Raw genomic sequence first — 22,985 nt, forward strand, 5'->3', positions numbered from 1 at the left:
GGTACCACCGTGGCTCGCGCCGACATGTCGGTCAACCGGGCAGTCCCCCACCACCTGGCCTACTGGCGGGAGCGGCTGGCGGGTGTGGCCCCGCTGGAACTGCCAACGGACCGGCCGCGCCCGGTGGTTCGCTCCGCCGCCGGCGCGAGCTGCGAACGCGCGCTGCCCGCCGACGCCGCGGCCGCGCTGACCGCCCTCGCCCGGGCCCACGACACCACCCCGACGGCGGTGCTCGCGGCGGCCGTGGCCGCGGTGCTGGTGCGCCACTCCGGCCAGGAGGACATCGCGCTCGGCACGGTCTCCCCCCGCACCGGGCACACCCTCGTGCTGCGCACCGCCGTCGACCCCGCCGCCGGCTTCGACGCGCTGCTGCGCCGCACCGCCGAGGGCCTCGACCAGGCCCTCGCCCACGACGGCGTCCCGATCGCCGGGCTGGTCGAGGCGCTGGCCCCGCGGCAGGACACCAGCACCACCCCCTTCGTCCAGGCCGTGGTCGCGCTCACCGACGAACTCCCCGAGCAGCACCGGGCGTTCGACCCGCTCGACCTGTCCGTCGAGCTGCTCGCCGCCGAGCGGCGGATCAGGATCCGGTACGCCACCGCCCTGTTCGAGCCCGACACCGCGGCCCGGCTCGCCGACCAGCTGGCCGTCCTGCTCGCCGGGGCCGGCGCCGACCCGCGGCAGCCGCTGCCCGCGCTCCCGCTGCTCTCCCCCGACCAGGCCGAGCGGGCCGTCCGGGCCTGGAACGACACCGCCCGCGCGGTGCCCACCGGCAGCTTCCCCGAGCTGTTCGCCACCTGGGCCGCCGCCCAGCCCGACGCCCTCGCCGTGATCGACGAACGGGAGCGGGTCGGCTACCGCGAACTCGACGAGCGGGCCAACCGGATCGCCCACCACCTGCTCGAACTCGGTGCCGGGCGCGGCCAGTTGGTCGGCCTGTGCGTGGAGCGCGGCGCCGCGATGGCGGCCGGACTGCTCGGCATCATGAAGGCCGGCGCCGCCTACCTGCCGCTCGACCCGGCCTACCCCGCCGACCGGCTCGCCTACATGCTCCAGGACTCCGGCGCCCGGCTCGTCCTCACCCAGCGCGGCCTGCGCGAGCGGCTGTCCGCCACCGACGCCGTCCTGGTCGACCTGACCGCCGACCGGGCCGCGATCGCCGCCCGGCCCGCCACCGCCCCCGAGGTCGCGCTCCGGCCGCAGGACCTCGCGTACGCCATCTACACCTCGGGCTCCACCGGCCGCCCCAAGGGCGTGCTCGTCCCGCACGCCGGGATCGGCAACCTGGCCGCCGTCCAGGCCGAGGCCTTCGACGTGACCCCGGGCTCGCGGGTCCTGCAGTTCGCCTCCGCGAGCTTCGACGCGGCGTACTGGGAGGTCAGCATGGGCCTGCTGACCGGCGCGACGCTCGTCATGGGCAGCAAGGAGACCCTCGCCCCCGGCGAGCCGCTGGCCTCCTGGGCCGCCGAGCACGGCGTCACCCACGCGACCCTCACCCCGGCCACCGTCGCCGTGCTGCCCGAGGGCCGGGGCCTGCCCGAGGGCGCCACCCTGGTCGTGGCCGGCGAGGCCAGCACCGCCGACCTGGTGGCCCGCTGGTCGGCGGGCCGCCGGATGGTCAACGCGTACGGCCCCACCGAGACCACCGTCTGCGCCACCATGAGCGCCCCGCTGAGCGGCGCGACGGTGCCCCCGATCGGCACGCCGATCGCCAACTTCCAGGTCCACCTGCTGGACGAGGCGCTGCGGCCGGTCCCGGTCGGGGTGCGCGGCGAGCTGTACCTGGCCGGTGTCGGCCTGGCCCGCGGCTACCACGGCCGCCCGGGCCTGACCGCCGAGCGCTTCGTCGCCAACCCGTACGGCGCCCCCGGCGAGCGGATGTACCGCTCCGGCGACATCGCCCGCCGCCGCCCCGACGGCGCCCTGGAGTACCTCGGGCGCGCCGACGACCAGGTCAAGATCCGCGGCTTCCGGATCGAACTCGGCGAGATCGAGAGCGCCCTGGCCCTGCACCCCGACGTCGCCCAGGCCGCCGTCCTCACCCACAACACCAACCTGGTCGGCTACGTCTCCCCCGCCGAGGGGCGGCGCCCCGACCCGGAGGCGCTGCGCGCCCACCTCGCCGCCGGGCTGCCCGCGCACCTGGTGCCCTCCGCCGTCCTGGTGCTCGACACCCTGCCGCTCACCCCCAACGGCAAGGTCGACCGCCGGGCGCTGCCCGACCCGGGCACGCTGCGCGCGGGCGCCGAGGCCGCCGCGGCGCCCCCGCGCACGGCCGTCGAGGCGACCATCGCCGACGTCTGGTCGGACGTCCTCGGGGTCGAGGCCGTCGGGGTGCACGACGACTTCTTCGAGCTGGGCGGCAACTCGATCCTCTCCGTCCGGGCCGTCTCCCGGCTGCGGGCCGCGCTCGGGATCAAGCTGCCCCCGCGCATCCTGTTCGACGCCCCCACCGTCGCCCTGCTCGCCGCCGCCGTGGCGCCCGCCGACTCCGTCGCCGAGCAGCCGATCCCCGCGGTGCCCCGGGACGGCGCGCTGCCGATGTCCTTCGGCCAGCAACGGCTGTGGTTCCTGGCGGAGTTCGACCCGGGCAGCACCGAGTACCACACCGCCCTCGGGCTGCGGCTGGCCGGCCCGCTCGACCAGGCGGCGCTGCGCGCGGCGGTGGCCGACCTGGTGCGACGGCACGAGTCGCTGCGCACCACCTTCGGGGTGATCGACGGCCACGGCGTCCAGGTCGTCCATCCCGAACTGCCGCCGCACTGGCGCACCGCCGACCTGAGCGGCACCCCGGACGCGCTGCGCGAGGAGCGGCTGGCCGAGCTGGTCGGCGCCGAGACCTCCCGGGCCTACGACCTGCGCACCGGCCCGGCGGTGCGGGTCCTGCTGGTGCGGCTGGCCGCCGAGGAGCACGTCTGCGTGCTCGGCATGCACCACATCGTCACCGACGGCTGGTCGATGGGCGTGGTCCGCCGCGAGCTGGGCGAGCTGTACGCCGCACGGGCGGCCGGGCGCGCCGCCCGGCTCGGCGAACTGCCCGTCCAGTACCCGGACTTCGCCCAGTGGCAGCGCGGCCGGCTGGCCGACGGCGCGCTGCTCGACCACCATCTGGACTGGTGGCGCGAGCAGCTGGCCGGCGTCACCCCGCTGGAGCTGCCCACCGACCGGCCCCGCCCGCCGGTGCGCTCCTCGGCCGGCGCGACGCACTCCTTCCGCCTCCCCGACGAGACCGCCGCGGCGCTGCGCGGACTGGCCCGCGAGCAGTCCGCCACCCTGTTCATGGTGCTGACCGCCGTGGTCAAGGCCGTGCTGGCCCGCTACTGCGGCCAGCAGGACATCGCGGTCGGCACCGCCTCCTCCGGCCGCAACCGCGCCGACCTGGAGGGCCTGGTCGGCTTCCTGGTGAACACCGTCGTGCTGCGCTCGCGGGTCGAGCCGGAGCAGTCCTTCACGGCGTTCCTGGCCGGCGTCAAGGAGACCGTGCTGGAGGCCTTCGCCCACGAGGAGGTGCCGTTCGAGCGGCTGGTCGAGGCCGTCCACCCCGAGCGCGACGCCAGCCGCACCCCGCTGGTCCAGGCCATGGTGGTGCTGCAGAACGCCCCGGAGGACGCCCTGCGGCTGCCCGGCGTCACCGTCACCGACCACCCGGTGCACCGCGAGGCCGCGCCCTTCGACCTGACCGTCGAGTTCTTCGAGGCCGACGGCGGGCTCACCGCCCGGATCGGCTACAGCACCGCGCTGTTCGACCGGGCGACCGTGGTCCGCCTGGCCGGCCACCTCACCACCCTGGCGGCGGCCGCCGCCGCCGAGCCCCGCCGGGCGCTGGCCACCCTGCCGATGCTGACCGAGGCCGAGCGGCGCGAACTGCTGCCGGCCGCGCGGACCGAGGAGCAGCCGCCGTTCCTGGCCTTCCCCCGGCTGGTCGAGGAGCAGGCGCGCCGCCGCCCGCACGCGCCCGCCGTCGAGGACGGGCACGGCACGCTCAGCTACCGGGAGTTGGACGAGCGCGCCGACCGGCTCGCCCACCACCTGGTCGCGGCGGGAGCCGGACCGGGCCGGATCGTCGGCCTCTGCCTGGAGCGCGGCAACGAACTCCTGGTCGGCCTGCTCGGCATCATGAAGGCGGGCGCCGCCTACCTGCCGCTGGACCCCAACTACCCGGCCGACCGGCTGGACTTCATGCTCCGCGACTCCGGCGCCGGGATCGTCGTCACCCGCACCGAGCTGCTCGCCGAACTGCCCGCCACCGGGGCGGTCCTGGTCGACCTGGCCGCGCAGGCCGGGCCGATCGCCGCCCGGCCCACCGGCGCCCCGGCCGTCGAACTGCGCCCCGCCGACCTGGCGTACATGATCTACACCTCCGGCTCCACCGGCACCCCCAAGGGCGTACTGGTGCCGCACTCCGGCATCGCCGGGCTGGCCGCCGCACTCGCCGAGCGGCTGGACGTCACCCCGGACAGCCGGGTGCTGCAGTTCGCCTCGTCCTCCTTCGACGGCGCCGTCATGGAGTTCCTGATGGCCCTGCCGACCGGCGCCGCCCTGGTGCTGCCCCCGCACGGCCCGATCGTCGGCGAGGCGCTGCAGGACTTCCTGCGCGAGCGGCGGATCAGCCACGCCCTGCTGGCGCCGTCCGCGGTGGCCACCCTGAGCCCGGACGGCCTGGACGGGCTGCGCGCCCTGGCGGTCGGCGGCGAGGCCAGCACCGGCGACCTGGTGGCCCGCTGGTCGGCCGGCCGGCGGATGGTCAACGCGTACGGCCCCACCGAGGGCACCGTGGTGGCCACCATGAGCGGCCCGCTCTCCGGCGACGCGGTACCGCCGATCGGCACCCCGCTGACCGGCACCCGGGTGCTGCTGCTCGACGCCCAGCTCCAGCCGGTGCCGGTCGGCGTCCCCGGCGAGCTGTACCTCGCCGGGCCGCACCTGGCCCGCGGCTACCACCGGCGCCCCGGCCTGACCGCCGAGCGCTTCACCGCCAACCCGTACGGCGCCCCCGGCGAGCGGATGTACCGCACCGGCGACGTGGCCCGCCGCCGCCCGGACAGCGCCCTCGAGTACCTCGGCCGGGCCGACGACCAGGTCAAGATCCGCGGCTTCCGGATCGAACTCGGCGAGATCGAGAGCGCGTTGGGCCGCCACCCGGCGGTCCGGGACTCCGCCGTGGTGGTCCACCAGGACGAGGCCGGGCGCAAGCGCCTGGTCGCCTACCTGGTCGCCGACCGCGGCCTCCCGGCCGGCGAGCTGCGCGCCCACCTGACGGGCTCGCTGCCGGACTACATGGTCCCCGCGCTGTTCGTGCCGCTGGACCGGCTGCCGCTCACCCCCAGCGGCAAGGTGGACCGCCGCGCCCTGCCCGAGCCCGACCTGCGGGCCGGGCGCGACCAGGCCCGGTACACCGCGCCCCGGGACGCCGTCGAGGAGCTCCTCGCCGACGTCTGGTCCCAGGTGCTGGGCGTCGAACGGGTCGGCGTCCACGACAACTTCTTCGACCTGGGCGGGGACTCCATCCTCTCCATCCAGGTCGTCTCCCGGGCCCGCCGGGCCGGCCTGCTGCTGACCTCCAAGCTGATCTTCACCCACCAGAGCGTGGCCGCACTGGCCGCCGTCGCCGGGCGGGTGGACGACGCGCCCGCCGCCGCCCCGGCCGAGGTGGCGGGGGTCGTCCCGCTGACCCCGGTCCAGCGCTGGTTCCTCGCCGAACACACCGTCGCCCCGGGCCACTTCACCATGTCCGTCCAGCTCGAACTCGCCCCCGGGACGGACACCGTGCTGCTGGACCGCGCCCTCGGCGCGGTCGTCGACCACCACGACGCCCTGCGGCTGCGCTACACCCGCACCGGCCGCGACTGGGTGCAGGAGTACGGCGAGACCCGCTGGCACACCGGGCGGCTCGCCGTCCGCGACCTCTCCGCCCTGCCCGCCGAGGAGCAGGACGCCGCCGTGCACCGGACGGCGCTCGCCGCCCAGAGCGGCCTCGACCTGGCCGAGGGCACCCTGGTCCGGGCCGTCTTCCTGCGGCTCGGCGGCTCCCGCCCGCCCCGGCTCTTCCTGACCGTCCACCACCTGGCGATGGACGGGGTGTCCTGGCGGATCCTGCTCCAGGACCTCGAGACCGCCTACCGGCAGCTCGACGCGGGCCGCCCGGTCGACCTCGGCGCCAAGTCCAGCAGCTTCCAGCAGTGGTCGCAGCGGCTCTCCGAGCACGTCCGCACCGGTGGCCTGGACCGTGAACTCCCGCACTGGCAGCGGGCCGGCGCCGCGGTGCACCCGCTGCCGGGCGGCGCCGGGCAGCGGCAGCCGAACACCTTCGGCGCGGCCCGGACCGTCAGCGTGCGGCTCGGCCGGGCCGAGACCGAGGCGCTGCTCCAGCGCGTCCCCGCCGCCTACCGCACCCGGATCAACGACGTGCTGCTCACCGCGCTCGGCCGGGTCCTGCGGGACTGGGCCGGCGCCCCGGTGACGGTCGCCCTGGAGGGGCACGGCCGCGAGGAGCTGTTCGCCGACCTCGACCTGTCCCGCACCGTCGGCTGGTTCACCACCATCCACCCCGTCACCCTGGACGTGCCGGCCGGCGGCTGGGGCGAGGCGCTCAAGTCGCTCAAGGAGCAGCTGCGCGCCGTCCCGGGCCACGGGCTGGGCCACGGCGCGCTGCGCCACCTCTCCGAGCCCGGCAGCCCGGCGCACACCGCGCTGGCGGACGCCGCCCAGCCGCAGATCAGCTTCAACTACCTCGGCCAGTGGGACGCCAGCACCAGCGGGAGCGGCCTGGTGCGCGCCCGGCTGGCCGCGCCCGGCGCCGACCAGGCCCCGGACGAGCACCGCCCGCACCTGATCGACATCGTCGCCGAGGTCGCCGGCGGGGAGCTGCGGATCGACTGGATCCACTCCCCCGCCGTCCACCCCGCCCCGGAGGTCCGGCGGCTGGCGGAGGCCTTCCTGGCCGCGCTCGGCGAGCTGGTGGAGCACTGCCTGCAGCCCGGCAGCGGCGGTGCCACGCCCTCCGACTTCCCGCTCGCCCGGCTCGACCAGGCCGCGCTGGACCGGATCGTCGGCCACGGCCGCGACGTCGAGGACGTCCACCCACTCACCCCGGTGCAGAGCGGCATGCTGTTCCACAGCCTGACCGAGCCGAGCGCCTACTCCGAGCAGCTGAGCTTCGTCCTCGACGGCGTGCGCGACCCCGAACTGCTGGCCCGCGCCTGGCAGTCGGTGGCCGGCCGGTTCGACGTGCTGCGCGCCCGGGCGGTCTGGCAGGACCTCGAACGCCCGCTGATGGTGGTCGCCCGGCACGCCGAGCTGCCCGTCACCCACCTCGACTGGCGCGAGCTGACCCCCGCCGAGCAGCGGGCCGCCGAGCAGCGGCTGCTGGCCGAGGACCGCGCCGAGCCGCTGGACCTCACCGCCGCCCCGCTGATGCGGCTGACGCTGGTCCGGCTGTCGGCCGACTCGGTCCGGGTGGTCTGCGCCTTCCACCACGTGCTGCTCGACGGCTGGTCCACCTTCACCCTGCTGGCCCGCACCTACGACGCCCACGCGGCGCTGGCCGCCGGCCGGGAGCCCGAACTGCCCGACCACCGGCCGTTCCGCGAGTACGTCGCCTGGCTGGAGCGGCAGGACCACGGCGCCGCCGAGGCCTACTGGCGCGAGGCGCTGGCCGGCTTCCCGGCGCCCACCCCGCTGCCGGCCCTGCGCCGCACCGCCGTCGGCCAGGGCGCCGGCGCCGACGGGGCGCTGGCCCGCCGACTGCCCGGGCCGGCCGCCGAACGGCTGCACGACTTCGCCCGCCGCCACCGGCTCACCGTCAACACGGTGCTCCAGGGCGCCTGGGCGCTGCTGCTGGCCCGCCACGCCGGTGAGCGGGACGTCGTCTTCGGCACCACCGTCTCCGGCCGCCCCACCGACCTGCCCGGCGCCGACGCGATGGTCGGCATGCTGATCAACACCCTGCCGGTGCGGGCCCGGGTCGAGGAGTCCGCGCCGGTCACCGCGTGGCTGGCCGACCTCCAGCGCCGCCAGGTCGAGGACCGCCAGTACGAGTACGCCGCGCTGCCGCAGATCCAGGGCTGGAGCGAACTCCCGCGCAGCACCGCCCTGTTCCGCACCCTGATGGTCTTCGAGAACTACCCGGCGGACGACCGGGCGGCCCGGGCGCACGGACTGCGCGTGCGCGAGCTGGACGGCACCATCGCCGCCCACTACCCGCTCAACCTGATCGCCTACGGCGCCGACGGCCTGGCCTACACCCTCGCCTACGACACCGCGCTGTACGACGGACCGACCGTCGCCCGGCTGGCCGACCGGCTGGACGCGCTGCTCGCCGGGATCGCCGACGCCCCGGACGGCGCCCGGCTCGCCGACCTGTCGATGCTCGCCGCCGACGAGGCCGAACTCACCCTGGAGACCTGGAACGACACCGCCCGGGAGCTGCCGGACGTCGCCCTGCCCGCCCTGTTCGACGTCGCCGTCGCGGCCCACCCCGACCGCGTCGCGCTCAGCTACCGGGACGGGGACCGGGCCCACCGGCTGACCTACCGGGAGCTGGCCGAGCGGGCCGACCGGCTGGCCGGCCACCTGGCCGAACTCGGCGCCGGGCCGGAGCAGTTGGTCGGCGTCTGCCTGGAGCGCGGCCCGCGGGCGATCACCGCCCTGCTGGCCGTCCTCAAGGCCGGGGCCGCGTACGTGCCGCTCGACCCGGACTACCCGGCCGACCGGCTCGGGTACATGATCGAGGACACCGGGATGCGGCTGCTGGTCACCGAGGAGCGGCTGCGCGGGCGGCTGCCCGCCACCACCGCCCGGCTGGTCGACCTGGACCGGGAGGAGGCGCTGATCGCCGCCCGCCCGGCCACCGCCCCCGCGGCCGCCCCGGCGCCGGACTCGCTCGCGTACGTCATCTACACCTCCGGCTCCACCGGCCGCCCCAAGGGCGTGCTCACCACCCACCGGGCCGTGGTCCGGCTGGTGCACGGCACCACCTTCACGGACATCGGCCCGGACAGCACCGTCGCCCAGTTCGCCTCGCTCTCCTTCGACGCCTCCACCCTGGAGGTGTGGGCGGCGCTGCTGCGCGGCGCCCGGCTGGCCGTCCACCCGCCGCAGCTGCCCACCCCGGCCGAACTCGGCGCCTTCCTGAAGGAGCAGCAGGTCACCCACCTGTGGCTCACCGCGGGCCTGTTCCACCAGGTCGTGGACGAGCGGCCGGACGCCTTCGCCGAGCTGCGGCAGCTGATCGCCGGCGGCGACCGGCTCTCCCCCGAGCACTGCGCCCGGGTGCTGGCCGCCCACCCCGGGCTGCGGCTGACCAACGGGTACGGACCGACCGAGGCGACCACCTTCACCACCACCCACGACCTGACCGCGGGCGCGGCACCGGGCCCGGTGCCGCTGGGCGCCCCGATCGCCAACACCCGGGTGTACGTGCTCACCGACACCCTCGCCCCGGCGCCGGTCGGCGTATCCGGCGAGCTGTACATCGCCGGCCCCGGGCTGGCCCGCGGCTACCACGGCCGCCCGGGCCTGACCGCCGAGCGCTTCGTCGCCGACCCGTACGGCGCCCCCGGCGGGCGGATGTACCGCTCCGGGGACCTGGTCGCCTGGCGGGCGGACGGGGTGCTGGACTTCCTCGGCCGCGGCGACGGGCAGGTCAAGATCCGCGGCTTCCGGATCGAGACCGGGGAGGTCGAGGCCGCCCTGGTGACCCACCCGGCGGTCGGCGACGCCGCCGTCGTGCCGTGGACCGAGGACGGGCGCACCGTGCTGGTCGGCTACCTGGTGCCCGACGCCACCCGGCCGGATACCGCGCTGCCCGACGCCGCCGCGCTGCGGGCCCACCTGGCGGCCACCCTGCCCGGCCACATGCTCCCCGCCGCCTTCGTCCCGCTGCCCGCCCTGCCGCTGACCGCCAACGGCAAGGTCGACCGGCGGGCCCTGCCCGCCCCGGCCGACCGGATCGGCTCGGGCACCGGGCACCAGGCCCCGCGCACCGCCACCGAGCAGCTGATCGCCGACATCTGGCGGGAGCTGCTGGGCGTGCCGAGGGTCGGCGTGGAGGACGACTTCTTCACCCTCGGCGGCGACTCCCTGCTGTCGCTGCGCGCCGTCTCCCGGATCAACTCCCTGTTCGGCACCGGGCTCTCGCCGCGCGCCCTGTTCGAGCGGCCCACGGTCGCCGGGACGGCGACGGCCGTCGAGGACCTGGTACTGGCCGAGCTGGAAGCCGCCGCGGCGCAGTCCTGAACCCCCTGCACACCCTTCCCCGTACGCCCCCCGACAGGAGTCCCCCGTGTCCAACCCCTTCGAGCAGAACGACCGCTCCTACAGCGTCCTGGTCAACGACGAGGGCCAGCACTCCCTCTGGCCCACCGGCACCGCCGTCCCGCCCGGCTGGGAGACCGCCCTCGCCGACCGGCCCCGCGAGGAGTGCCTCGCCTACGTGGAGACCCACTGGACCGACCTGAGCCCGCGCAGCCTGCGCCCCACCGCAAGCTGACCCGCGGCGCGTCCGTCCCCGCAGCCCGGACCGCCCCACCGCCCCGACCACCACCACACTGGGGGATTCCTTCCGATGAGCACGCCGCCCGCCCGCGAAGACCGGATCGCCGCCCTGCCCGCCCACCTGCGCGAGGCGCTCGCCCGCCGGCTGGCCGGCCAGGCGCCGGGTGCCGCCGAACCGCTGATCCCCGCGGTCGCGCGGGACGGCGAGCTGCCCATGTCGTACGGGCAGCAACGGCTCTGGTTCCTGGAGGACTTCGAGCCCGGCAACACCGACTACCACTCGGCGCTGCCGCTGCGGATCACCGGCCGGCTCGACCCGGACGCGCTGCGGGCGGCCCTCGACGGGGTGGTGGCCCGGCACGAGGCGCTGCGGACCACCTTCGCGGCGCGCGACGGGCGCGGCCTGCAGATCGTCCACCCCGAGCTCGCCCCCGAGTGGACGGCCGCCGAGGCGGACGGCGAGGACGCCGCCCGCGCGCTGGTCCGGGCCGAGATGGCCCGCCCGTACGACCTGCGGCACGGCCCGCTGGTGCGCGCCCTGGTGGTCCGGCTGGCGCCGGAGGAGCACCTGTTCGTGCTCGGCATGCACCACATCGTCACCGACGGCTGGTCGCTCGGCATCGTCGCCCGCGAGCTGGGCGCACTGTACGCCGCCGGGCTCGCCGGGCGCCCCGCCGAGCTGCCCGAAGTCCCCGTCCAGTACCCGGACTTCGCGGCCTGGCAGCGCGCCCGGCTGGAGCGCGGCGGGCTGCTGGAGGGCCGGCTGGACTGGTGGCGCGAGCAGCTGCGCGGGATCTCCCCGCTGGAGCTGCCCACCGACCGGCCCCGGCCCGCCGTCCGCTCCACGGCCGGCGCGGTGTACGGCTTCCAGCTCGCCGAGCCGACCGTCACCGGGCTCAAGCAGCTCGCCAAGGAGCACGGCGCCAGCCCGTTCATGGTGCTCACCGCCGCCGTGAAGGCCGTCCTGGCCCGCTGGTCGGGCCAGCAGGACATCGCCGTCGGCACCTCCTCAGCGGCCCGCGAGCACCCGGAGCTGGAGCGGCTCGTCGGCCTGCTGGTGAACACCGCGGTGCTCCGCACCCAGGTCGAACCGGCGCTCTCCTTCACGGAGTTGCTGGCCCGGGTGAAGGACACCGTGCTGAACGCCTTCGCCCAGGGCGACGTCCCCTTCGACAAGCTGGTGGAGGCCGCCCGGATCGAACGCGACCCCAGCCGGACGGCCCTGGTGCAGGCCACCGTCGTGCTGCAGAACACCCCGGACGACACCCTGGCCCTGCCCGGCGCCACCACCGCGCCCTACCCGCTCGAACGCGCCGCCTCGCTCTTCGACCTGACCTTCGAGTTCGAGGAGCGGGACGGCCGGCTGCACGGCCTGGTCGAGTACAGCACCGAGCTCTTCGACGAGGCCACCGTCGCCCGGATGAGCGGCCACCTCGGCGTGCTCCTCGACGGCGCGATCGCCGACCCGGACCGCCCGCTGGCGACGCTCCCGCTGCTCACCCCCGCGGAGCACCGGCAGCTCGTCACCGACTGGAACGCCACCGCGCTGCCCGCCGGCGACCGGGCGCTCATCCACCAGCGGACCGCCCGGCAGGCCGCGCTCACCCCCGACGCGGACGCGGTGATCGCCGAGGACGCCACCCTCACCCACCGCGAGCTGGACGAGCGCGCCAACCGGCTCGCCCACCACCTGGCCGCCCTCGGCGCCGGCCCCGGCGCGCTGGTCGGGCTGAGCGTCGAGCGCGGCTCCGCGATGGCGGTCGGCCTGCTCGGCATCCTCAAGGCCGGCGCCGCCTACGTGCCGCTCGACCCGGCCTTCCCCGCCGACCGGCTGGCGTACATGCTCGACGACTCCGGCGCCCGGATCGTCGTCACCGCCGGCGCCGTCCGCGATCGCCTCCCGGCCGACGGGCTCCGGGTGGTCGACCTGGACACCGACCGGGCCGCGATCGCCGCCCGGCCCGCCACCGCCCCGGAGACCGCCGTCACCGCCGGCGACCTCGCCTACGTCATCTACACCTCCGGCTCGACCGGCAACCCCAAGGGCGTCGCCGTCGAGCACCGCAACGTCCGGCACATCTGCGCCGCCTGGGACGCCCGGTACGGCCTCGCCGCGCTCAAGCCGCGCTTCCTGTCCGTCTCCAGCCTGTCCGTCGACCTCTTCTTCGCCGACCTGATCCGCTCCGTCCCCTTCGGCGGCGCGCTGATCATCGCGTCCAAGGACGTCACCACCGAGCCGCCGGCCCTGCTCGACCTGATCGCCCGAACCGGCGCCACCGGCCTGGAGATCGTGCCCTCGCTGCTCAACGCCGTCCTCCAGGAGGTCGAGCGGCGCGGCGACGGCTTCCCGCCGCTGCGGCTGCTCTCGGTCGGCTCCGAGGGCTGGCGGGTCGAGGACTGCCGCACCCTGCTGCGGCAGATCCGGCACGACGCGGTGGTGGTCAACGCCTACGGCGGCACCGAGGCCACCGTGGACTCCACCGTGTTCACCCCCACCGAGGAGGCCCTGCGCGGCAGCGTCTACGTCCCGATCGGCCGCCCGCTGCCCGACACCCGGGTCTACGTCCTGGACGCCCACGGCGAGTTGGCCCCGATCGGGGTGCCCGGCGAGATCTGGATCGGCGGCGAGGGCATCGGCCGCGGCTACCACGGCCGCCCCGACCTGACCGCCGAGCGCTTCACCGACAGCCCCTTCGTCCCCGGCGACCGGCTCTACCGCACCGGCGACCGGGCCCGCCGACTGCCCTCGGGGGACCTGGAGTTCCTCGGCCGGGCCGACGACCAGGTGAAGATCCGCGGCTTCCGGATCGAGCTGGGCGAGGTGGAGAGCGCCCTGCTCACCCACCCCTCGGTGCGCGAGGCCGTGGTGCTCGCCCACCAGGACGCCGCCGGACGGCGCCGGCTGGCCGCGTACGTCGTCGGCGAGGGCGCGCCCGCCGTGTCCGAGCTGCGCTCCCACCTGTCCGGGCTGCTCCCGGACTACATGGTCCCGGCCGTCTTCACCGCCCTGGAGCGGCTGCCGCTCACCCCCAACGGCAAGGTCGACCGCCGGGCCCTGCCCGAGCCGGCCGCCGAGGCCGCGCTGCCCGGCGCCGAGTACACCGCGCCGCGGGACGCCGTCGAGGAACTCCTCGCCACCGTCTGGTCCCAGGTGCTGGGCGTCGAACGGGTCGGCGTCCACGACAACTTCTTCGACCTGGGCGGGGACTCCATCCTCTCCATCCAGGTCGTCTCCCGGGCCCGCCAGGCCGGCCTCCAGCTCACCTCCAAGCTGCTCTTCCTGCACCAGAGCGTCGCCGCCCTGGCCGCCGTCACCGGAACCGCCGAAGCGGCGCCCGCCGCCGTCTCCGCCCCGGCCACCGGGCGCGTCGAACTCACCCCGATCCAGCGCTGGTTCCTCGCCGCGCACACCGTCAACCCCGACCACTACGCGATGTCCGTCCAGGTCGAACTGGCCCCGGACACCGACCCCGGACTGCTCGCCCGCGCCCTCGACGCCGTGCTCGACCAGCACGACGCCCTGCGGCTGCGCTACACCCGGGACGGCGGGGAGTGGCTCCAGGAGTACGCGAGCCGACCCGAAACCCCGCTCACCGTCCACGAGTTGAGCGGACCGGACGACCCCGCCCTGGAGGCCGCCGCCGTCCGGGCGCAACGCGCGCTGGACCTCTCGGCCGGCCGGCTCGTCCAGGGCGTGCACCTGCGCTTCGCCGACGGCACGGCCCCCCGGCTCTTCCTCGCCGTGCACCACATCGTCATGGACGGCGTCTCCTGGCGCGTCCTGCTCGACGACCTGGCCACCGCCTACGACCGGCTGGCCCGCGGCGGCCCGGCCGCGCTCGGCCCCCGCAGCAGCAGCTACCAGGACTGGGCCAGCCGGCTCGCCGAGCACGTCCGCAGCGGCGGCCTCGACCACGAGCTCGCGCACTGGAGCGCCGTCGCCCCCGCGACGGCCCCCGCCCTGCCCGTCGACCACCCCGAGGGCCGCAACGTCACCGCCCACGAGCGCACCGTCGAGGTCCGCCTCGGCCGCGCCGAGACCGAGGACCTGCTGCACCGGGTGCCCGCGGTCTACCGCACCCGGATCGACGACGTCCTGGTCACCGCGCTCGGCCGCGTCCTGACCGACTGGACCGGCGCCGACCGCCTGGTGCTCGGCCTCGAAGGGCACGGCCGCGAGGAGCTGTTCGAGCAGGTCGACCTCGCCCGCACCGTCGGCTGGTTCACCACCCACTACCCCGTCGCCCTGCGACTGCCCGCCGACCCCTCCTGGGGCACCGCGCTCAAGTCCGTCAAGGAACAGCTGCGCGCCGTCCCCGGCCGCGGCCTCGGCTACGACGCGCTGCGCTTCCTCTCCACCCCCGACCAGCCCGGACACGCCCTGCTGGCCGACCCGCTGCCGCCGATCAGCTTCAACTACCTCGGCCAGTGGGACGGCACCACCTCCGCCGACGGCCTGATCCGCGACCGCCTCCCCGCCCTCGGCCTCGACCACGAGCCCGACGAGCCCCGCCCCTACCTGCTCGACGTCGTCGGCATGGTGGAGGACGGCGTCCTCGGCTTCACCTGGATCTACTCCGCGGAGGTCTTCGCCCCGGAGACCGTCGACCGGCTGGCCCGGCGGCACCTGGACGCGCTGCGCGAACTGCTCGCCCACTGCCTGCAGCCCGGCAGCGGCGGCGCCACGCCGTCCGACTTCCCGCTCGCCGGCCTGGACCAGGCCGCCGTGGACCGGATCGTCGGCGACGGCCGGAACGTCGAGACCGTCTACCCGCTCACCCCCATGCAGAGCGGCATGCTCTTCCACACCCTCTCCGAGCCCGGCTCCCGGGCCTACTTCGAGCAGACCGCCTTCCTGCTCGACGGCGTCGGCGACCCGGCGCTGCTGGAGCGCGCCTGGCAGCACGTCACCGACCACCTGGAGGTGCTGCGCGGCGCCGTGGTCTGGGAGCGCGTCGACCGCCCCCAGCTGGTGGTCCACCGGCGGGTCCGGCCCCCCGTGGTCCACCTCGACTGGCGCGGCCGCACCGAACAGGAGCACGCCGAGGCGCTGGAGCGCCACCTCGCCGAGGACCGGGCGCGCGGCATCGACCTGTCGGCGGCCCCGCTGATGCGGATGGCCCTGATCCGCCTCACCGACACCACCGTCCGGGTGGTCCGCACCTCCCACCACGTGCTCCTCGACGGGTGGAGCACCACCCAGATGCTCGCCGACCTCACCACCGCCTACCGGGCCCTGGCCGCCGGCGAACGGCCCGTACTCCCCGCCCGGCGCCCCTTCGCCGCCTACGTGGAGTGGCTGCAACGCCAGGACCTCGCCGAGGCCGAGGCCTACTGGCGGCGGCTCCTCGGCGGCGTCACCGAACCCACGGCCCTGCCCTTCGACCGGCTGCCCGCCACCGGGCACCAGGCCCAGTCCTCGCGCCGGCTGCTCACCCGGCTCCCCGAGGACGTCTCACGGCGGCTCTACACCGCCGCCCGGGAACACCGGGTGACCGTCAACACCGTGCTGCAGGGCGCCTGGAGCCTGCTGCTCGCCCGGTACGCGGGAGAACCGGACGTGGTCTTCGGCGCGACCGTCTCCGGCCGGCCCGCCGACCTGCCCGGCGCCGACGCGATGGTCGGCATGCTGATCAACACCCTCCCGGTGCGGGTCGAGGTCGACGGCGACGCGCGGATCGGCGCCTGGCTCGCCGGCCTCCAGCAGGCCCAGGCCGAGGCCCGGCAGTACGAGCACGTGCCGCTGACACAGATCCAGGGCTGGAGCGGCGTCGAGCGGGGCACCCACCTCTTCGAGAGCCTGGTCGCCTTCGAGAACTTCCCGGCCGACGGCGGGTCAGGGGCCGACGGCTCCGGCGGTGCTGGCGGCGACGGCGGGGTCCGGTTGTACGGGCTGGAGGGCGCCGACGTCACCAACTACCCGCTCAACCTGGTCGCCTACGCGGGTGAGGAGCTGGCCTTCGCGCTCTCCTACGACCCCGCGCTGTTCGACCCGGAGACCGTCGAGCGGCTCGCCGGCCACCTGGGCGCCCTGCTGACGGCCATCGCCGAGGCCCCGGACCGGACGGTGTCGGCCGTGCCGATGCTGATGCCCGGGGAGCTGGAGCGGGTGAGCGGGGAGTGGAGCGGGGTGCCGGGGGCGCCCGCCTGGCCGGGCACCATCCACCAGCTGGTGGCCGAGCAGGCCGCCCGCACCCCGGACGCACCGGCGGTCACCTTCGGGGAAGATACCCTCAGCTACCGGGAGTTGGACGAGGCCGCCAACCGGCTCGCCCACCACCTGCTCGCCCACGGCGCCGGGCCGGACCGACTGGTCGCGCTCTCGGTCGAGCGCGGGCTGGAGATGGCCGTCGGGCTGCTCGGCATCATGAAGGCCGGCGCCGCGTACGTTCCGCTGGACCCCGCGTACCCGGCCGACCGGCTCGCCTACATGCTCCAGGACTCCGGCGCCCGGCTGCTGGTCACCCACCGCGGCCTCAACCGGAACCTGCCGTCGGAGGACGTCCAGGTCATCGACCTCGACCAGGACGCCGCCGCCATCGCCGGGCACCCGGCCACGGCTCCGCAGTCCGGTGCCACCGCCACCGACCTGGCGTACGTCATCTACACCTCGGGGTCGACGGGACGGCCGAAGGGCGTCGCGATCGAGCACCACACTGTGCTCCACCTGATGGCCAACTCCCAGCCCCTGTACGGCTTCGGGCCTGAGGACGTGTGGACGGTCTTCCACTCCTACGCCTTCGACTTCTCCGTCTGGGAACTCTGGGGAGCCCTCACCACCGGCGGCCTCGCCGTCATCGTCGACCACGACACCGCACGCAACCCCGACGCCATGTGGCAACTCCTCCACCAGCAGCGGGTCACCGTCCTCAACCAGACCCCCTCACTCTTCCGCGAACTCGTCGAACATGCCGCCCAGGGTGCCAACACCGCACCCCCGAAGCTGCGTTGGGTCGTCTTCGGCGGCGAAGGCCTCGAACCCAAACACGTCACCACCTGGTTCAACGCCTTCCACCAGCCGGGAACGCGTCTGGTGAACATGTACGGCATCACCGAGACCACCGTCCACGTGACGTACGGCGAGATCACCCCCGAGCACCTCACCTCCCGACGACGTCTGCCCGCCGGACGCCCGCTGCCCGGCTACGGCATCCACCTCCTCGACCCCCACGGCAACCCCGTCCCCACCGGCATCCCCGGCGAGATCCACGTCACCGGCGGCGGACTCGCCCGCCACTACCTCCACCGCCCCGACCTCACCACCGAACGCTTCCCCACCCACCCCAACGGACAGCGCATGTACCGCTCCGGCGACATCGCCCGCTGGCTCCCCGACGGCACCCTCGAACACCTCGGCCGCGCCGACCACCAAGTCAAGATCCGCGGCTACCGCATCGAACTCGGCGAAATCGAAACCGCCCTCCTCACCCACCCCCACATCCACGAAACCCTCGTCACCACCCACCCCACCCCCGACGGCCACCACCGCCTCACCGCCTACCTCGTCACCACCACCCCTGTCTCCCCCACCGACCTCCGCACCCACCTCACCACCACCCTCCCCGACTACATGATCCCCGCCCTGTTCGTGACCCTGGACCGGCTGCCGCTGACCCCCAGCGGGAAGGTCGACCGGCGGGCCCTCCCCCGGCCCGACCTCCAGGCGAGCCGCACCGAGACCCCGTACACCGCCCCCAGCACCCCCACCGAGCAACAACTCGCCGCGATCTGGGCGGACGTCCTGGGCACCGAACGCGTCGGCATCCACGACAACTTCTTCGAACTCGGCGGCGACTCCATCCTCACCATCCAGGTCATCTCCCGCGCCCGTGAGGCGCTGGGCGGCAGCCTCACGCCGCGGATGCTCTTCGAGACCCCGACCGTCGCCGAACTCGCCGCGACGCTGCAGCAGCCGGACTCCGAACCGGCTGCCCCGGCCATCCCGCCGGTGCCGCGCGACGGCGAACTGCCGATGTCCTTCGGCCAGCAACGCCTGTGGTTCCTGCAGGACTTCACCGAGGGCAGCACCGAGTACCACGCCGCGCTCGGCCTGCGCCTGACCGGACCGCTCGACGCCGCTGCCCTGCGCGGCGCGGTCGACGACCTGGTGGCACGGCACGACGCGCTGCGCACCACCTTCGACGTCGCCGACGGCCGGCCGGTGCAGATCGTCCACCCGGAGCTGCGTCCGGAGTGGCGCGAGGCCACGGCGGAGGACGAGGAGCAGCTGCGCAGGCTCGCCCGGGAGGAGCTGACCCGCCCGTACGACCTGCGGGGCGGTCCGCTGGTGCGGGTGCTGCTGGTCCGGCTCGGTGCGGAGGAGCACGTGTGCGTGCTCGGCATGCACCACATCGTCACGGACGGCTGGTCGATGGGCGTGGCCGCCGGCGAGCTGGGCGCGCTGTACTCGGCCCGGGCCGAGGGCCGTACCGCCGATCTGCCCGAAGTCCCGGTGCAGTACCCGGACTTCGCCGCCTGGCAGCACCAACGGCTGGCCGACGGCGGGGTGGTCGCGGAGCAGCTCGATTGGTGGCGGGAGCGGCTCGACGGGATCACGCCGCTGGAGCTGCCCACCGACCGGCCGCGTCCGGCCGTCCGCTCCTCGGCGGGCGCGGTGCACGGCTTCGAGGTGCCCGCCGACACCCTGGACGGGCTCAAGCGGCTGGCCCGTCACTCGGGCGCGACGCTCTTCATGGCGCTGACAGCAGCCGTCCAGACGGTCTTCGCCCGGTACACCGGGCAGCAGGACATCGCGGTGGGCACGGCCTCCGCCGGGCGGGCGCACGGCGGGTTGGACCAGCTGATCGGGTTCCTGGTCAACACGGTCGTCCTGCGGTCGCGGATCGAACCGGACGCCTCCTTCGCCGAGTTGCTGCGGCAGGTCCGGGGCACCGTCCTGGACGCCTTCGCCCACGAGGACGTGCCGTTCGAGCGCCTGGTGGAGGCGGTGCAGCCGGAGCGCGACACCAGCCGCACGCCGCTGGTGCAGGCCATGGTCGTCCTGCAGAACACCGCGAGCCCTCACCCCGACCTGGCCGGTCTGCGGGTCGGCGAGTACGCCATGGAGCGGGACACCGCGCTCTCCGACCTCACCGTCGAGTTCGAGGAGTCCGGCGGCGGGCTGCGGGCGCTGGTCGAGTACAGCACCGAGCTGTTCGACGCGTCGACGGTGGAGCGCTTCGGCGAGCACCTGAACGTGCTGCTGCGGGCCGCCGTCGCCGGGCCCGAGCTCCCGGTGTCCGCCCTCCCGCTGATGACGGCCGGGGAGTCGGCGCGGGTGAGCGGTGAGTGGAGCGGGGTGCCGGGGGTGCCGGCCTGGCCGGGCACCATCCACCAGTTGGTGGCCGAGCAGGCCGCCCGTACCCCGGAGGCACCGGCGGTCACCTTCGGGGAAGAGACGCTCAGCTACCGGGAGTTGGACGAGGCCGCCAACCGGCTCGCCCACCACCTGCTCGCCCACGGCGCCGGGCCGGACCGGCTGGTCGCCCTGTCGGTGGAACGCGGGCTGGAGATGGCCGTCGGGCTGCTCGGCATCATGAAGGCCGGCGCCGCGTACGTTCCGCTCGACCCCGCCTATCCGGCCGACCGGCTCGCCTACATGCTCCAGGACTCCGGAGCGCAGCTCCTCGTCACCCACCACGGCCTCAACCGGAACCTGCCCGCCGACGGCGTCCACGTCGTCGACCTGGACGCGGACCGCGCCACGATCGCCCAACTGCCTTGCACCGCACCGGAGACGGGCGTGTACGCGAGCAACCTCGCCTATGTGATCTACACGTCGGGGTCGACGGGACGGCCGAAGGGCGTCGCGATCGAGCACCACACCGTGCTCCACCTGATGGCCAACTCCCAGCCCCTGTACGGGTTCGGGCCTGAGGATGTGTGGACGGTGTTCCACTCCTACGCCTTCGACTTCTCCGTCTGGGAACTCTGGGGAGCCCTCACCACCGGCGGCCGCGCCGTCATCGTCGACCACGACACCGCACGCAACCCCGACGCCATGTGGCAACTCCTGCACCAGCAGCGGGTCACCGTCCTCAACCAGACCCCCTCACTCTTCCGCGAACTCGTCGAACACGCCGCCGCTCAGGACACCAACACCGCACCCCCGCAGCTGCGTTGGGTCATCTTCGGCGGCGAAGGCCTCGAACCCAAACACGTCCAGACCTGGTTCGGCGCCTTCCACCAGCCGGGAACGCGTCTGGTGAACATGTACGGCATCACCGAAACCACCGTCCACGTCACCTACGGCGAGATCACCCCCGAGCACCTGAACAAGAGCAACCGCCTGCCCGCCGGACGCCCCCTGCCCGGCTACGGCATCCACCTCCTCGACCCCCACGGCAACCCCGTCCCCACCGGCATCCCCGGAGAAATCCACGTCACCGGCGGCGGCCTCGCCCGCCACTACCTCCACCGCCCCGACCTCACCACCCAACGCTTCCCCACCCACCCCAACGGCCAACGCATGTACCGCTCCGGCGACATCGCCCGCTGGCTCCCCGACGGCACCCTCGAACACCTCGGCCGCGCCGACCACCAAGTCAAAATCCGCGGCTACCGCATCGAACTCGGCGAAATCGAAACCGCCCTCCTCACCCACCCCCACATCCACGAAACCCTCGTCACCACCCACCCCACCCCCGACGGCCACCACCGCCTCACCGCCTACCTCGTCACCACCAGCCCCGTCTCCCCCACCGACCTACGCACCCACCTCACCACCACCCTCCCCGACTACATGATCCCCGCCCTCTACATCACCCTCGACGCACTCCCGCTCACCCCCAGCGGCAAGGTGGACCGCCGCGCCCTCCCCGCCCCCGAGCACCACGCCGTCGACACGGGCACCACCTACACCGCCCCCACCACCCCCACCGAGCAGCAACTCGCCTCGATCTGGGCGGACGTCCTGGGCACCGAACGCGTCGGCATCCACGACAACTTCTTCGAACTCGGCGGCGACTCCATCCTCACCATCCAGGTCATCTCCCGCGCCCGGCAGGAGGGCCTGCGCCTGACCTCCAAGCTGATGTTCGTCCACCAGACGGTCGCCGAACTCGCCACCGCCATCGAGCAGTCAGAGCAGTCCGCACAGCCCGGACACGCCGGGCAGTCCGACGGCACCGCCCCGGCGGCGGAGCGGGCCGAGGAGAGCGGGGCGGTCGAACTCACCCCGATCCAGCGGTGGTTCTTCGCCGGGCACACCGTCGACCCGGACCACTACGCGATGTCGGTCCACGTGGGCCTCGCCCCCGACACCGACCCCGCCCTGCTGGAGGCGGCCCTGCTCGCGGTCGTCGACCAGCACGACGCGCTGCGGCTGCGCTTCACCCGCGACGCGGCGGGCGACTGGACCCAGGAGTACGGGGAGCGGCCCACCGGCCTGCTCGCCGTCCGCGACCTCACCGGGACCAGTTCGCCGGACGTGCCGGCCGCCCTGCACCTGGCGGCCGCCGAGGCCCAGCAGTCGCTGGACCTGCACCGCGGCGACCTGCTGCGGGGCGTCTTCCTCCGGCTGCCCGACGGCGCCGCGCCGCGGCTGTTCCTCGCGGTGCACCACGCCGTGATGGACGGGGTGTCCTGGCGGATCCTGCTGGAGGACCTCGCCACCGCCTACACCGCACTCGCCGCCGGCGGCGCGGTCGACCTGGGCGCCCGCACCACCAGCTACCGCCGGTGGGCGGAACGCCTCAGCGAGCACGTCCGTTCCGGCGGCTTCGACCAGGAGCTCGGCTACTGGCAGCAGGCCTCGGCCGCGGCTGTCGAGCTCCCCCGGGACGGCTCCGGCGCCGACACCTACGGCGAACTCGTCGTGGAGTCGGTGCGGTTGGACCGCGCCGGGACCCAGGCACTGCTCCAGCGGGTGCCCGCCGTCCACCGCACCCAGATCAACGACGTGCTGCTGGCCGCCCTCGGCCGCACGCTGCGGTCCTGGGCCGGCGCGCCCGTCACGATCGCCCTGGAGGGCCACGGCCGCGAGGAGCTCTTCGAGGACGTGGACCTGTCCCGCACCATCGGCTGGTTCACCTCGCTCTACCCCGTCACCCTCGACGTGCCGGACGGCGACTGGGCGCCCGCCCTCAAGGCCGTCAAGCGCCACCTGCGCAAGCTCCCGGGGCGCGGCATCGGCTACGGCGCCCTGCGCCACCTCTCCGCACCGGGCAGCCCGGCGCACAGCGCGCTCGCCGCCGCCGCGCTCCCCCGGATCAGCTTCAACTACCTCGGGCAGTGGGACGGCGCCACCGACGCGACCGGCCTGGTCCGGGAGCAGTTCGGGGCCCTGGGCGCCGACCAGGCTCCCGAGCAGCCCCGCCCGCACCTGATCGACGTCGTGGCCGCCGTCAGCGACGGCGAGCTGCGGATCGACTGGATGCACTCCCCCACCACCCACTCGCCCGCCACCGTTAGCCGGCTCGCCGACGACTTCCTGGCCGCGCTGCGCCAGATCGTCGCCGAGACCGGCGCCTGACCGACCGAAAGGCTCCTGT

General features: G+C 75.0%; 3 protein-coding genes. All 3 read left to right on the top strand.

All coding sequences use genetic code 11. The annotated features are described in order from the left end of the window. The first annotated feature begins 9 nt into the window (after nucleotides 1–9). The 3 genes from ACFVXG_RS14955 to ACFVXG_RS14965 all read left to right on the top strand — a co-directional run bounded on the left by ACFVXG_RS14955 (nucleotide 10) and on the right by ACFVXG_RS14965 (nucleotide 22,966). Nucleotides 10–10,236, top strand: a complete 10,227-nt coding sequence (locus ACFVXG_RS14955) for an amino acid adenylation domain-containing protein (protein ID WP_387927583.1) — start codon at nucleotides 10–12, stop codon at nucleotides 10,234–10,236. A 46-nt stretch (nucleotides 10,237–10,282) separates the two neighbouring features. Continuing rightward, nucleotides 10,283–10,489 carry an MbtH family protein gene (locus ACFVXG_RS14960; RefSeq protein WP_387927585.1) on the top strand — a complete coding sequence of 69 codons (207 nt, stop codon included), beginning with the start codon at nucleotides 10,283–10,285 and terminating at the stop codon, nucleotides 10,487–10,489. Nucleotides 10,490–10,564: 75 nt separating this feature from the next. Continuing rightward, the gene (locus tag ACFVXG_RS14965; RefSeq protein WP_387927586.1) at nucleotides 10,565–22,966 is read left to right on the top strand and encodes an amino acid adenylation domain-containing protein; all 12,402 of its coding nucleotides are present in this window, start codon (nucleotides 10,565–10,567) and stop codon (nucleotides 22,964–22,966) included. The last annotated feature ends 19 nt before the right edge of the window (nucleotides 22,967–22,985 follow it).

It is taken from the genome of Kitasatospora sp. NPDC058162 (assembly GCF_042884005.1).
Taxonomy (GTDB): domain Bacteria; phylum Actinomycetota; class Actinomycetes; order Streptomycetales; family Streptomycetaceae; genus Kitasatospora.